This is a genomic window from Arsenicicoccus piscis (assembly GCF_022568835.1).
GTDB classification, from domain to species: Bacteria; Actinomycetota; Actinomycetes; order Actinomycetales; family Dermatophilaceae; genus Arsenicicoccus; species Arsenicicoccus piscis.
The window spans coordinates 429,250-441,616 of sequence record NZ_JAKZHV010000003.1 but is presented as its reverse complement, the minus strand read 5'-3'; the positions used below and the strand labels follow the sequence as shown (position 1 = coordinate 441,616).

The 12,367-nt window shown below is 70.6% G+C and carries 13 protein-coding genes; 5 read left to right on the top strand and 8 right to left on the bottom strand.

Annotation, left to right across the window (positions count from 1 at the left end):
* Window positions 1–226: 226 nt before the first annotated feature.
* The 3 genes from MM440_RS07935 to MM440_RS07925 are packed head-to-tail and all read right to left on the bottom strand — an operon-like array spanning window position 227 to window position 1,342.
* Window positions 227–607 carry a VOC family protein gene (locus MM440_RS07935; RefSeq protein WP_241443772.1) on the bottom strand — a complete coding sequence of 127 codons (381 nt, stop codon included), beginning with the start codon at window positions 605–607 and terminating at the stop codon, window positions 227–229.
* Complete coding sequence (gene bfr / locus MM440_RS07930; RefSeq protein ID WP_241443771.1) at window positions 607–1,095, bottom strand: bacterioferritin; 489 nt, start codon at window positions 1,093–1,095, stop codon at window positions 607–609. The genes MM440_RS07935 and bfr overlap by 1 nt, the downstream gene beginning before the upstream one ends.
* Window positions 1,082–1,342 (bottom strand): (2Fe-2S)-binding protein, encoded by a 261-nt coding sequence (locus MM440_RS07925; protein ID WP_241443770.1) that lies wholly within the window; start codon window positions 1,340–1,342, stop codon window positions 1,082–1,084. The genes bfr and MM440_RS07925 overlap by 14 nt, the downstream gene beginning before the upstream one ends.
* Window positions 1,343–1,590: 248 nt before the next feature.
* Here MM440_RS07925 and MM440_RS07920 point away from each other — a divergent pair, with 248 nt between their 5' ends.
* The 4 genes from MM440_RS07920 to MM440_RS07905 are packed head-to-tail and all read left to right on the top strand — an operon-like array spanning window position 1,591 to window position 4,625.
* Window positions 1,591–2,631: a TerC/Alx family metal homeostasis membrane protein gene (locus tag MM440_RS07920; RefSeq protein WP_241443769.1), complete on the top strand. Its 1,041-nt coding sequence runs from the start codon at window positions 1,591–1,593 to the stop codon at window positions 2,629–2,631.
* Between the two features lie 34 nt (window positions 2,632–2,665).
* Window positions 2,666–3,127 (top strand): GtrA family protein, encoded by a 462-nt coding sequence (locus tag MM440_RS07915; RefSeq protein ID WP_241443931.1) that lies wholly within the window; start codon window positions 2,666–2,668, stop codon window positions 3,125–3,127.
* Entirely contained in the window at window positions 3,124–3,996 is an 873-nt protein-coding gene (locus MM440_RS07910) for a glycosyltransferase family 2 protein (protein WP_241443768.1), read from the top strand. Before MM440_RS07915 ends, MM440_RS07910 begins: the two co-directional genes overlap by 4 nt.
* Before the next feature lie 17 nt (window positions 3,997–4,013).
* Window positions 4,014–4,625: a class I SAM-dependent methyltransferase gene (locus MM440_RS07905; protein WP_241443767.1), complete on the top strand. Its 612-nt coding sequence runs from the start codon at window positions 4,014–4,016 to the stop codon at window positions 4,623–4,625.
* On the opposite strand, the gene MM440_RS07900 is transcribed toward MM440_RS07905, so the two are convergent.
* Entirely contained in the window at window positions 4,601–5,998 is a 1,398-nt protein-coding gene (locus tag MM440_RS07900; protein WP_241443766.1) for a sugar nucleotide-binding protein, read from the bottom strand. The genes MM440_RS07905 and MM440_RS07900 overlap by 25 nt on opposite strands.
* A 2-nt stretch (window positions 5,999–6,000) precedes the next feature.
* On the bottom strand, window positions 6,001–6,999 hold the full coding sequence (gene rfbB / locus MM440_RS07895) for a dTDP-glucose 4,6-dehydratase (RefSeq protein ID WP_241443765.1): 999 nt from the start codon (window positions 6,997–6,999) through the stop codon (window positions 6,001–6,003).
* A 53-nt stretch (window positions 7,000–7,052) separates the two neighbouring features.
* On the opposite strand from rfbB, the gene rfbA reads away from it, so the two are divergent.
* On the top strand, window positions 7,053–7,931 hold the full coding sequence (gene rfbA, locus MM440_RS07890; RefSeq protein WP_241443764.1) for a glucose-1-phosphate thymidylyltransferase RfbA: 879 nt from the start codon (window positions 7,053–7,055) through the stop codon (window positions 7,929–7,931).
* Here rfbA and MM440_RS07885 read toward each other — a convergent pair.
* The 3 genes from MM440_RS07885 to MM440_RS07875 form a co-directional block, all read right to left on the bottom strand.
* Window positions 7,916–10,198, bottom strand: a complete 2,283-nt coding sequence (locus tag MM440_RS07885; RefSeq protein ID WP_241443763.1) for a hypothetical protein — start codon at window positions 10,196–10,198, stop codon at window positions 7,916–7,918. The two genes, rfbA and MM440_RS07885, sit on opposite strands and share 16 nt — an antisense overlap.
* A gap of 23 nt (window positions 10,199–10,221) precedes the next feature.
* The gene (locus tag MM440_RS07880) at window positions 10,222–10,635 is read right to left on the bottom strand and encodes a DUF805 domain-containing protein (RefSeq protein ID WP_241443762.1); all 414 of its coding nucleotides are present in this window, start codon (window positions 10,633–10,635) and stop codon (window positions 10,222–10,224) included.
* A 201-nt stretch (window positions 10,636–10,836) separates the two neighbouring features.
* Window positions 10,837–12,363: a purine-cytosine permease family protein gene (locus MM440_RS07875; RefSeq protein WP_338155622.1), complete on the bottom strand. Its 1,527-nt coding sequence runs from the start codon at window positions 12,361–12,363 to the stop codon at window positions 10,837–10,839.
* Window positions 12,364–12,367 lie beyond the last annotated feature (4 nt).

Below are 12,367 nucleotides of genomic sequence, written 5' to 3'. Positions count from 1 at the left end.
GCAGGCGTGGCCGCCGACGATTATTGGGGGCCCTACGTGGGACACGCTCTACGCCGCGGCGGCCGAGGGGCTCGACGTACTGCCGACCATCGACGACGCGATCCGATGGGTCGCTGACTTCGTCCGACGCATCGATGCCGCTGGCTCGTGAAGAGCCCAGCACATCAAACGCCTTGACGGGCACCAGCCACGGTGCCGTGTCGCGGCGGCAGGGAAGCCGCCAGGGCTACTCGCGCGCGGACAGCAGGCAGAGCTCGTTGCCCTCGGGGTCGGTGAAGACCTCCCAGGTCACCTCGCCGCGGCGCTGGCCGACCTCGGCCCGGGTGGCGCCGAGGTCGAGCAGGCGCTGCACCATCGCGGCGTGGTCGTCGTCGGACTCGGGAGCAAGGTCCAGGTGCAGCCGGTTCTTGACCGTCTTGCCCTCGGGGACGGGCACGAAGCACAGCTCGGGGATGCGCACCGGACCGTCGAGCTGCACCGGCGGCTCGAGCCAGACCTCGTCCGGCTCGTCGGTCGTCATGGTCCAACCGAGCGCCTTCGCCCACCAGGTCGCGAGCGCGTGCGGGTCGGCGGAGTCGATGACCAGGGAGTACCAGCGGATCGCCATCAGGAGGGGCCCTCGCCGGCGGCCACGTGCTGGGCCAGGTAGTTCTCGACCCCCACCCGGGCGATGGCGTCGCGCTGGGCCTCGAACCAGTCGGCGTGCTTCTCCTCGTCCTGGGCCATCTCCTCGAAGATCGCCGCCGTGGCGTGGTCGCCGAGGTCGTGGCACTCGGCGGCCGAGGCGTTGAACTGCTCGATCGCGGTGAGCTCGGAGCTGAGCGCGAGCTCAAGCATCTCGGCCGGGGTCTCGCCGATGGTGATGGGGTTGAGCCGCTGCACGTTCGGGTGGCCCTCGAAGAACAGGATCCGGTTGATCAGGGCGTCGGAGTCCCTCATCTCGTCGATCGAGAGGTCGTAGAACACGTGCCCGAGCTTCGGGAGACCCCAGTTGTCGAGCATCCGGGCGTGCAGGAAGTAGGTGTTGACGACGGTGAGCTCAAAGGTGAGGGCCTCGTTGAGGAGCTCGACGACTCGAGGGCTACGCGGCTGCATGGGAATCCCCTTCCAGGGCGGCCTGGCTGGTGGCGAACTGGGCGAGCGAGGTGACCGCAGACTCGGCAAGCACCGCTGCTCGTGCGAGAGCATACCGACGCATCACCGACCGCACCGAGGGGACGCACTGCCCGCACCCGCTGCCCGCTCCCGTCGCTCGACAGATCGCGCCGAGGCCGACCTGGCCATCGTCCATCGCGTTGGTCACCTGGCGATCGGTCACGATGGCGCAGTGGCAGAGGATCATGCGATGAAGGGTAGCCTAACCTTGCCCTCTCGAGCAGTGACCTCGCTCACGCTCGGCCTTGCCACCACGCACCCCCGCCGCCGACGGGGGGTTGGGACCTGAGCGGATCCTCAGGTACCGTGGTGGGTACGAGGGGAGTACTTCCCAAGCCTCGACCCGGTCAGTACGGCGTCTCAGCAGACGCTCCGGGCGAGCACCTCACCGGGTGAAGGAGACCTCAGGCCACCTGACCCTCCCAGGAGACCCTCGTGATCCCACCACAGTCTGCCCTGACGCTGTCCGCGCCGTCGGCCGCCGACGCCTCCACCACCGCCTTGTCCACGATCGGCTCCCCCACCCTGTGGACCTGGACCATCGTCGGCATCGTGGCGCTGTTCGTCCTCGACTTCCTCATCACCCGCCGCCCGCACGAGGTCTCGATGCGTGAGGCCGTCGGCTGGTCGGTGTTCTACATCGCGCTGCCGCTCGGCTTCGGCGCGTGGCTGTGGTCGGTCTACGGCCGGGTCGAGGGCCTGGAGTACCTCACCGGCTACCTGGTCGAGAAGTCGCTGTCGATCGACAACCTCTTCGTCTTCATCCTGCTGCTGTCCGGCTTCCTCGTGCCGCGCGAGCTGCAGCAGCGGGTGCTGCTGATCGGTGTCGCCGGCGCCCTGGTGCTGCGCGCGATCTTCATCGCCATCGGCGCCACCCTCATCGCGAAGTTCGCCATCACCTTCTTGTTCTTCGGTCTGATCCTGCTGGTCACGGCCGTCAAGGTGTTCCGAGACGCCCGCGCCGAGGAGGACCACGACCAGGACGTCTCCGACATGGCGGTCGTGCGCTTCATCCGGCGCTTCTTCCCCGTCACGGACCAGTACCACGGCACCAAGATGCGGGTCCGTGAGGGCGGGCGCTGGGCGCTCACCCCGCTGGCCGTCGTGACCTTGACCGTCCTCGCGACGGACGTGATGTTCGCGATCGACTCGGTGCCCGCGGTCTACGGCATCACCGGCGACCCCTACCTCGTGTTCGTGACCAACGCGTTCGCGCTGCTCGGCCTGCGGGCGCTCTACTTCGTGCTCGAGGGCCTGCTCTCCAAGCTCGTCCACCTGGGCTACGGCCTTGCCGTCATCCTCGCCTTCATCGGCGTGAAGCTGGTCCTGCACTGGGCGCACGACGTGTGGCCGGGCGTCCCGACCGTGCCGACGCTCGCGTCGCTGCTGGTCATCGTCGGCGTCCTCGCGATCACCACCGTGACCAGCCTGATCGCCTCCAAGCGGGCGCAGGAGCGCGCGGCGATCGACGCCTGAGCCGCCACCGAGCAGGTAGTCTCGGGTGGTGACCATGGACCCGCTGTCCGACTTCGATCCCGAGCTCGACAAGGACACGGAGCCGGGCCTGCTGCTGACGATCATCCGCGACCAGCGCGTCGCCTTCCTCGTCGTCGGCGCCATCAACACCGCGGTCGGGTTCTTGTGCTTCGTCGCGTTCCACCACCTGGTGGGTCCCCGGTTCGGCTACATGGCGACCCTGCTCTGCGCGCACGTGGTGTCCGTGATCATCGCGTTCACCCTGCACCGCAAGCTGGTCTTCCGGGTGCACGGCCACCTGCTGCGTGACCTGTGGCGGTTCGAGACGGTCAACCTCGCCTCGCTCGGGGTCAACGCCGTGCTGCTGCCGATCTGCGTCGAGCTGTTGCACCTCGACCCGGTCGTGGCCCAACTGTTCATCGTCATCGTCACGGCGACCGTGAGCTGGTTCGGTCACAGCCGCTTCTCCTTCCACCGCCACGAGGAGTCTTCGTGAGGCCGCTCGTCTCGATCGTCGTCCCGAGCTACAAGACCGTCGCCTACATCAAGGAGACGATGGACAGCATTCTCGGGCAGACCTACGAGAACCTCGAGGTGATCGTCAGCGACCACTCGAGCCCCGACGGCACCTGGGAGCTGCTGCAGCCCTACGCGCAGGACCCGCGCGTGCAGCTGTTCGAGCAGCCCCGCGGCGGTGGCGCGCCGGCCAACTGGACCGCCGCGACCGAGCGCGCCACCGGCGAGTTCCTCAAGCTGGTGTGCGGTGACGACACCATCGACCCGACGTGCGTCGAGCGGCAGGTGGACGCCATGCTCGCCGCACCGAACGCGGTCGTGTGCGCGTCCAAGCGACGCATCGTCAACTCCCACGGCGAGGTGCTGATGGCCTCGCGCGGGCTCGGCCACCTGCGCGGCGAGGTGTCTGGGCCGCAGGCCGTCCGCGCGGCGATCCTCGCCGGCACCAACATCTTCGGCGAGCCCGGCTGCGTGCTGCTGCGCCGCGAGGCGCTCCAGGCGACCGGCGGCTGGGACGACCGGTTCCCCTACGTGCTCGACCTGCACACCTACTGCAACGTCCTCCAGCACGGCTCGTTCGTCGCGGTCGACGAGGTGCTGGCGGCGTTCCGGCTGAACGCCTCGCAGTGGACCATCGCGCTGTCCCAGCAGCAGTCCGAGCAGGTCGTCGGCTTCCACCACAAGGTGGCCGAGGAGACCCCCGGCCTGCTGACCAAGCGCGAGCTGCTGCGCGCCGACACCCGCGCGCGGGGCATGGCCATCGCGCGGCGGCTCTACTACCTGCGGGTCGGCAACAAGCTCAACCCGCCGGCGACGGCGACGTCCGGTTCCTTCTCCAAGGACGAGTGAACAGGTAGCTCCCTCGCATGGCGCACCGGCCCGACCGCACCTCCTCGTCCGGGGACCAGACCTACACCGAGTGGCTGGTGGCGAGCCAGCAGGTCTGGTGGAAAAGGGTGCTCAAGGTGCAGTGGCCCTACCAGGAGAAGCTGCGGCAGCAGCAGCTCGGCCGCACCCTCGACGTCGGCTGCGGCATCGGCCGCAACCTGCAGGTGCTGCCGCCCGGGTCCGTCGGCACCGACACCAACCCCACGTCTGTGGAGGTCGCCCGCCGCCGCGGGCTGGTCGCGGTGCTGCCCGAGGACCTCGCCGACGACGAGCAGTTCGACGCGCTGCTCCTGGCGCACCTGCTCGAGCACCTGCCGGCGTCCGCCGCCGAGGAGCTGGTGCGCGGCTACCTGCGCCACCTGCGTCCCGGGGGGGAGGTTCAGATCGTCTGCCCGCAGCAGCGCGGCTACGCCAGCGACCCCACCCACGTGCACTACTTCGACGCCGGCGAGCTGGAGGCGCTCTGCCGCCGCCTGGGTCTGGAGCTCGTGAGCAGCACGAGCTTTCCCTTCCCCACCTGGGCGGGGAAGCTGTTCATCTACAACGAGTTCTGGGTGCGCGCCCGCTACGCCGGCAGCTCGCCGACGTAGTCGCGCAGGCTGTCGGCGACCGGCCGCGGCTCGAACCCGGTGGCCTCGATCTTGCTCAGGCTCAACGCACTTCGCAACGGTCGAGGCGCCATCTGCTTGCCCGCGCCGTAGACCTCGGTGCTGACCGGCGTGATCGCGGAGCGGTCGACGCCGCGCAGCTCGAAGACGTCGGCGGCGATGTCGGCCCAGCTCTGCACGGGGCCCGCCCCGCTGAGGTTGTAGACCCCGAACGGCGCCTCCACGTCCACGAGATGCTTTGCCGCCCGGGCGATCTCGTCGGCGAACGTCAGCCGGCCGAGCTGGTCGGAGACGACGCTCGGGCGAACTCCCTTGTCCGCCAACGACACCATCGTCCGCACGAAGTTGCCGCCGGCGCCCACGACCCAGCTGCTGCGCAGGATGTAGACACGCCCCGCCTCGAGCGCGGCGAGATCGCCCGCCGCCTTGGACTGGCCGTAGACGCCCAGCGGAGAGAGGGATTCGTCCTCGGTGTGCTCGTCGGCGGTGCCGTCGAAGACGTAGTCGGAGGAGACGTGCACCAGGACGGCGTGCCGCTCGCGGGCCACCCGGGCGAGTGCGGCGACGCCGGTCGCGTTGGCGGCCCACGCGTCGCGCCGGCCCTCAGGGGTCTCGGCGGCGTCGACCTTGGTGTAGGCGGCCGCGTTCAGGACGAGTCGCACTCCGGTCCAGTCGAACTCGGCCACCGACGCCGGGTCGGCGAGGTCGAGCTCGGCCCGGGTGGTGAGCTCGGCGTGCGGGAACGCGGCGGCGAACGCCTGACCGACCTGCCCGCCGGACCCGACGACCACGACCCGGCCGCCGCGCATGGGTGTCACGTCGGCGAGCATCGGGTGCGTGCGGTCGGCGTCGCTCAGCTCGGCCTGGTCGAGCGGGACCGGCCAGCCGACCCCGAGGGTCGGGTCGGCGAGGTTGACGTAGGTGTAGGCGTCGCGGGCCGCGGGGCTCCAGTGGTCGTCGACGAGGTAGGAGTAGGCGGTGCCAGGCTCGAGGGTCTGGAACGCGTTGGCCACCCCGGCGGGCACGAAGACCGTGGTGCGCTCGTCGATCTCGACCGTCTCGACCCGGCCGAACGTCTCGCCCTCGCGCAGGTCGACCCACGCCCCGAACACCTTGCCGGTGGCGACCGACACGAGCTTGTTCCACGGCTCGGCGTGGAAGCCGCGGGTCACGCCGACCGTGGCGTTGAACGACACGTTGTTCTGCACCGGCTCGAGGTCGGGCAGCCCGAGCGCCACCATCTTGGCGCGCTGCCAGTTCTCCTTGAAGAAGCCGCGGTCGTCGCCGTGCACCGGGAGGGTGAGGACGACCAGACCGGGGATCGAGGTGGGACGAAGGCTCAGCTCGGCCGCCATGGCTACTGCCCCGTCCTCGCGTACCTCGCCTCGGCCTCGGCCTTCTGCGCCCGCCACCACGGCTCGTTCGCGCGGTACCACGCGATGGTGTCGGCGAGGCCGTCCTCGAAGCTGGTGAAGCGCGGCGCCCAGCCCAGCTCGGTGCGCAGCCGGGTCGAGTCGATCGCGTAGCGCAGGTCGTGCCCGGGCCGGTCCGGGACGAGGTCGTAGCCGTCCTCGGGCCGGTCCATCAGGCGCAGGATGGTCTCGACGACGGTGCGGTTGTCCCGCTCGCCGTCCGCGCCGATCAGGTAGGTCTCGCCGCTGCGCCCGCCGTCGATGACCGCCAGCACGCCGCTGGAGTGGTCGTCGACGTGGATCCAGTCGCGCACGTTGGCGCCGGTGCCGTAGAGCCGCGGCCGGGCCCCGGACAGCACCTGGGTGATCTGGCGCGGGATGAACTTCTCGACGTGCTGGCGCGGGCCGTAGTTGTTGGAGCAGTTCGACAAGGTGGCCGTGATGCCGTAGCTGCGGACCCAGGCGCGCACCAGCAGGTCCGACCCGGCCTTGGTCGCGGAGTAGGGCGACGACGGCTGGTAGGGCGTGCTCTCGGTGAACCGCGCCAGGTCGTCGAGCTCGAGGTCGCCGAACACCTCGTCGGTCGAGACGTGGTGCAGCCGCACGCCGTGGCGGCGGACCGCCTCGAGGATGGTGTAGGTGCCGACGAGGTTGGTGTGCACGAACGGCATCGGGTCGGCGAGCGAGTTGTCGTTGTGCGACTCGGCTGCGAGGTGGACCACGACGTCGGCCTCGCCCACCAGCCGGTCCACCAACGGGCCGTCGCAGATGTTGCCGACGACCAGCCGGCACCGGTCGGCCGGGAGGTCCTCCAGGGAGGCCGGGTTGGCGGCGTAGGTCAGGGCGTCGAGCACGACGACGCTGTGCTCGGTGTGCTCGAGGACGTAGCGGACAAAGTTCGATCCGATGAATCCGGCGCCACCGGTCACGAGAAGCCTGCTCACGCGCCGAGCCTATCGCGCAGCGTCTGGGCGGGGGACTCAGTAGTCTCGGGAGCATGCGCGGAATCATCCTGGCCGGTGGCTCCGGCACCCGGTTGCACCCGATCACGATCGGGGTCAGCAAGCAGCTCGTGCCGGTCTACGACAAGCCGATGATCTACTACCCGTTGTCGACGCTGGTGTGCGCGGGGATCCGCGACATCCTGGTGATCACGACCCCGGCGGATGCGTCGGCCTTCCACCGTCTGCTCGGCGACGGCTCCGCCCTCGGCCTCTCGCTGCAGTACGCCGTGCAGGCCAAGCCGGACGGCCTCGCCCGCGCCTTCACCATCGGTCGGGAGTTCATCGGCGACGACGAGGTGGCGCTCGTGCTCGGCGACAACATCTTCTACGGGCCCGGGCTCGGCACCGAGCTGGCGAGCCAGCCCCCGCACCGCGGCGCGCGGATCTTCGGCTACCGGGTCGCCGACCCCACGGCCTACGGCGTCGTGGAGTTCGACGATCAGGGCCACGCCATCTCCATCGAGGAGAAGCCCGCCCACCCGCGCTCGCACCACGCGGTCCCGGGTCTGTACTTCTACGACAACGACGTGGTCGAGATCGCTGCGGCGCTGCAGCCGTCGGCCCGCGGGGAGTACGAGATCACCGACGTGCACCGGGTCTACCTCGAGCAGGGCCGCCTCGACGTCTCGGTGCTGCCGCGCGGCGCCGCCTGGCTGGACACCGGCACCTTCGACTCGCTCAACGACGCGTCCAACTTCGTGCGCACGCTGCAGGCCCGCCAGGGGCTGGCCGTCGGAGCTCCCGAGGAAGCGGCGTGGCGGATGGGCTTCCTCACCGACGACCAGCTGCGCGAGCGGGGCCAGGCCCTGCTCAAGTCCGGCTACGGGCAGTACCTGCTCGAGCTGCTCGAGGACGATCAGCGGATCCGGTAGACCGCGATCACGCCGTTGTCGTAGACCTTGTCGGTGAGGGTCGCGAGCTGGGGCGACACGTAGTGCGTGGGGTTCTTGATGGCGACGAGGTACTCCACGCCCCGCCCCCGCAGGACGTCGAGGTCGGCCTCGTTGGGCAGGATGTAGGCGCGCTGGTTGATCTCGAGCAGCGCGGGGTCGAAGAACGGCGCGTGCGCGGACTGCGGGGTGTAGCTCCACCCCTCGATGAGCATCCGCCGACCGGCGAGGCCGGACGCCCACCAGACCCGGGACGGGCACTGGACGGCCTCGTAGGTCTCGCAGTGCCAGTTGCTCGTGAACAGCGCGTCGCGCGGGGTGTTGTCGCGGATCCACGCGGACGCGGTGGCGACGGCCGCCGTGGTGTCGGTGCGCGTGGGCTGGGCGACCGGCTCGGTCACCGCCATCCACGGGCCGCTGACGGCGATCGAGCCGACCCAGATCGACAGCGCGATCAGGGCGGCGCGTCGACCGGCGTCCCGATGGCGCGCCGACCGGCGGTTGCGCCGCCAGGCGACGACGGCGAACCACAGCGCGAGCAGCAGCCCCGCCACCGCCAGCGCCACGTAGGCGGTGAGCACGCGGGTCTCCGGCGACTCCCCGCCGGTCGGCACCTGCACCCAGTCGAAGGCGCCCGCGAGCGCCGCGCCCACGAGCGCCCACGCACCCGCGAACCGCGCCGCCCGGGCGTCCCCGTCGATCAGCTCACCCAGCCACCACGCACCGGCCACGATGCCGAACGGCGTTGCGCCATAAGCGAAGTAGAGCTCGCTGTAGCCCGCGTGAGCGATGAGCAGCACCGCCGCGGTCGCCGACCCGCAGATGCCGCAGAGCAGCCAGGCGACCGGGTCGCGTCGCAGCCGCGGCTCGACCAGCGGCGCCACCCCGAGCAGCACCCGGCAGAGGATGAGCACCACGAGGGTGAGCGCGCCGAGCAGGAACAACGGCCCGACCGGCGTGCCGCTCACCAGCAGGTCGAGCACCGGGCCGGTGGAGTCAGAGAAGTGGTAGCCAGGATTGACCGCGCGGTAGGAGCCGGTGAGCGAGACGACCGAGAGCAGCTGCAGACCTGAGCCGCCGGACCCACCGGCGACGAGCTTGCTCGCGAGGTAGGACTCGGCGAGGTAGCCGAGCAGCAGCCCGCCGACGAGCAGCCGCTGGCGGCGCAGGAACAGCGTCGCGAGCAGCGCCAGCGCGAGCCCGGCCGCGACCGTGCCGGGGGCGCTGGCCTTGGCGCCGGCCATGGCCAGCGAGACCAGCACCAGGGCCGCCCACGTCCCCGGGCGACGCTCCCCCCGCAGGATCGAGGTGAGCACCATGACGACGCCGACGAGGATCGGCACGGAGTAGACCTGGGACGGCGACAGGGCGGTGAGGTAGTCGTGGGTGCGCGCCCAGTCCGTCATCGGGCCGATGGTGATGGTCACGGCGGCGAGGGCGGCGGCGACCGGCACCGAGCTGCGCCGGCGCGAGACGTGCTGGGCCAGCGCCGCGATCGACACGATCGCGAGGACCGACAGGTAGGCCGGCCAGAGGGTGATCACGAGGTCCGGGACGGTGGCGCCGGTGACGAGCGAGGTGGCGGCCATGTCCGCGTCGGAGAACCAGTGGTAGAGCACCGGGCCGGAGTCGATCGCCTGTGGCGCGATGAGCGGGAACTCCCGCTTGGCCTCGTGGATCAGCCCCATGTGCCAGAAGAGGTCCATGTAGACCTGTGCCGCCGGGTCCGTGAGCGGGTAGCGCGCCACCGTGCTGCGGAACAGGTGCAGCAGCTGCATCCCGATCGCCACCGTGACCGACGCGGTCATCAGGGCCGACCAGCGCTCGGGCGGGCGGGCGAGCACCCGCCGGCGGGTCGGGAGGACCGCGACGACGGCGAGCACGACGATCGGCCAGGTCCACAGCAGCGACTGCGCGTGCGCCAGGCTGTAGAGCAGCCACGCCGCCAGCTGCAGGGCCAGGCCGGTCACGCCGCCGAGGGTGAGGTCGGCGGCCCAGGTGCGTTGCACCCCGCGCAGGCTCCGGTGGACGGCGATGCCCGGCAGCAGCACCCCGAGCACCAGGTAGCCGAGCACGATCGGCTGGGTCAGGGCCGGGACGGCACCGGCCGTCCACAGCGCCACCAGCGCGGCGAGGACCAGCACGACGCAGAGCGGGCCGACGAAGGCAGCGGCAGGCCGCACGACCCAGGAGGGGCGTGCGGCCTGCCGCTGGTGCTCTGGGCGCTGGTCCAGCGCGGTGTCCGCCACGAGGGCAGAGTCTACGGCGCGGCTCAGTAGCCCTGCGGCACCCCCGGGGTGTCGACGTAGCCGATGCCCTTGGGGTTGGGGCCGTACTGGTTGGCCTGCGGGTTGCTGTCGCTGACGGTGAAGACCAGCAGCACGATCCAGCCGATGACCGGGATCAGGCCGATCAGCATCCACCAGCCGGAGCGACCGGTGTCGTGCAGCCGCCGGGCCAGCACGGCCAGCGACGGCAGCAGGACGGCGAGCGAGGTGATCGTCTGCACGATCCCGCCGCCGCTGCTGTTGGAGTAGTCGGTGCCGAGCAGCTGGTCCAGGAGGCCGGCGACGATGCCGAGCACGGTGGTGAACAGGACCCACCACCAGTACTCGGAGCGGCGAGCGCGCCCGGTGAAGTCGACGTACTTGTTGAAACAGATCTTGACGGCGTCGGTGAACGACACGAGTGCCCCCTGGCGGCTCGAGGTCAGGCGTCCGGGTGACGTCCTGGCTACCTGCCGACAACGCTAGCCAGCCCGCCGACGGCCCGACGGGCCTCGGGGGTGACGTCGCCGAGGTGTCATCGAGCCGTGCCCGATCCGTGACTTTTCCGTGATCGGGCTGGGGTTGGGCGGGCGTTGGGCCGGGGATCGGGCGGGGTCGGGCTACCGGAAGTCGCCCTCGGCGAGGGACTCCTGCCAGTCGACCCGACGGCGGCAGGTGATGAGGTAGCCGACGAACCCGACCGCAATGGCTACCAGGACGCCGAGGTTGGCGAACGCCCAGGCGCCCTCCTTGCCGCCGAGCCCGAGCGGACCGAGCAGGTAGCCCTGCCACTGGAAGCCGGGCGCGGACGAGGTCACCAGCCCCCAGCCGAGGAAGGTGCCGAGGACCATGAAGACGACGGTGTCGAGGTTCCAGCTGCCGTAGCGGCCGCCGGCGTCGTAGAGGGAGGCGTCGCGGTAGCCCTGGCGACGCACGAGCAGGTCGGCGAGGAAGCAGCCGACCCAGACCGCGAGCGGGACGCCGAGGGTGATCAGGAAGCCCTGGAACGGGCCGAGGAAGTCCGGCGCGATCCACACCACGTAGATCGTGCCGAGCACCATGAGCACGCCGTCGATGACGACCGCGGTCCAGCGCGGGATCCGCAGCCCCATGGCCAGCAGGGTCAGCCCCGAGGAGTAGATGTCGAGCACGGCACCACCGATGAGGCCGAGGATCGCGACGACCGCGAAGGGCACGAGGAACCAGGTCGGCAGCAGCGTGGTCAGCGCACCGATCGGGTCCAGGCCGATAGCTTTGGAGAGCTCCGGGTCCGACGCGGCGAGCAGCAGACCGAAGATCACCAGGACGATCGGCGCGATGCTGGCACCGAACGTGGTCCACCAGACAACCGCCGTGCCCGAGGCGGTGCGGGGCAGGTAGCGCGAGTAGTCGGAGGCGGAGTTCGCCCAGCTCAGCCCGAACGCCGTGATCGCGAACACCAGGGCACCGATCACCGCCTGCGCGGGCCCGGCCTGGCTCGCCGACACCGCGGACCAGTTGATGTGGCTCCAGGTGAGGGCGACGTAGACCACGGTGAGCAGGCCCGTGGCCCAGGTGATGTAGCCCTGGACCTTCATAATCGCGTCGAAGCCGAGGACCCCCGCCGCCATGATGATCGCGACGACGATGAGGAACGCCAGCACCTTGCCCCCGTTGCCCACGTCGAGGCCGAGCCGGGTGAGCACCGTGTCGGTCGCGAGCGTCGCGAGCGAGACCAGGACGATCTCCCAGCCCACGAGGATGAGGTAGCTGACCACGGTGGGGACGATGTTGCCGCGCACCCCGAAGGTGGCCCGGGACAGGATCATCGTCGGCGCCGACCCGCGCTTGCCCGCCAGGGACGCGAACCCGACCAGCAGGAAGGAGGCGATGATCCCGACGATGCCGGCGAGCAGCGCCTGCGAGACCGAGATGCCGAAGGCCAGCAGCCAGGCGCCGTAGGACATCGCCAGCACCGACACGTTCGCCGCGAACCACGGCCAGAAGAGGTCGCGCGGCCGGCCCTTGCGCTCGCTCTCGGCGATGACGTTGATGCCGTTCATCTCGACCTGGCGGGCCGAGGTCTGGCCCGTCGTCGTGGTGGCCGAGCTCGAGCCGGGCGGGGTGGGCGAACCGGGCGAGGCGGCGGCGTCGTGGGAGTGCGGCACAGGG

What these genes read in the sequence shown, in the direction of transcription:
- MM440_RS07935 (WP_241443772.1), bottom strand. Translation starts at nt 607, where the DNA reads ATGGCGATCCGCTGGTACTCCCTGGTCATCGACTCCGCCGACCCGCAC.
- bfr (WP_241443771.1), bottom strand. Translation starts at nt 1,095, where the DNA reads ATGCAGCCGCGTAGCCCTCGAGTCGTCGAGCTCCTCAACGAGGCCCTC.
- MM440_RS07925 (WP_241443770.1), bottom strand. Translation starts at nt 1,342, where the DNA reads ATGATCCTCTGCCACTGCGCCATCGTGACCGATCGCCAGGTGACCAAC.
- MM440_RS07915 (WP_241443931.1), top strand. Translation starts at nt 2,666, where the DNA reads ATGGACCCGCTGTCCGACTTCGATCCCGAGCTCGACAAGGACACGGAG.
- MM440_RS07905 (WP_241443767.1), top strand. Translation starts at nt 4,014, where the DNA reads ATGGCGCACCGGCCCGACCGCACCTCCTCGTCCGGGGACCAGACCTAC.
- MM440_RS07900 (WP_241443766.1), bottom strand. Translation starts at nt 5,998, where the DNA reads ATGGCGGCCGAGCTGAGCCTTCGTCCCACCTCGATCCCCGGTCTGGTC.
- rfbA (WP_241443764.1), top strand. Translation starts at nt 7,053, where the DNA reads ATGCGCGGAATCATCCTGGCCGGTGGCTCCGGCACCCGGTTGCACCCG.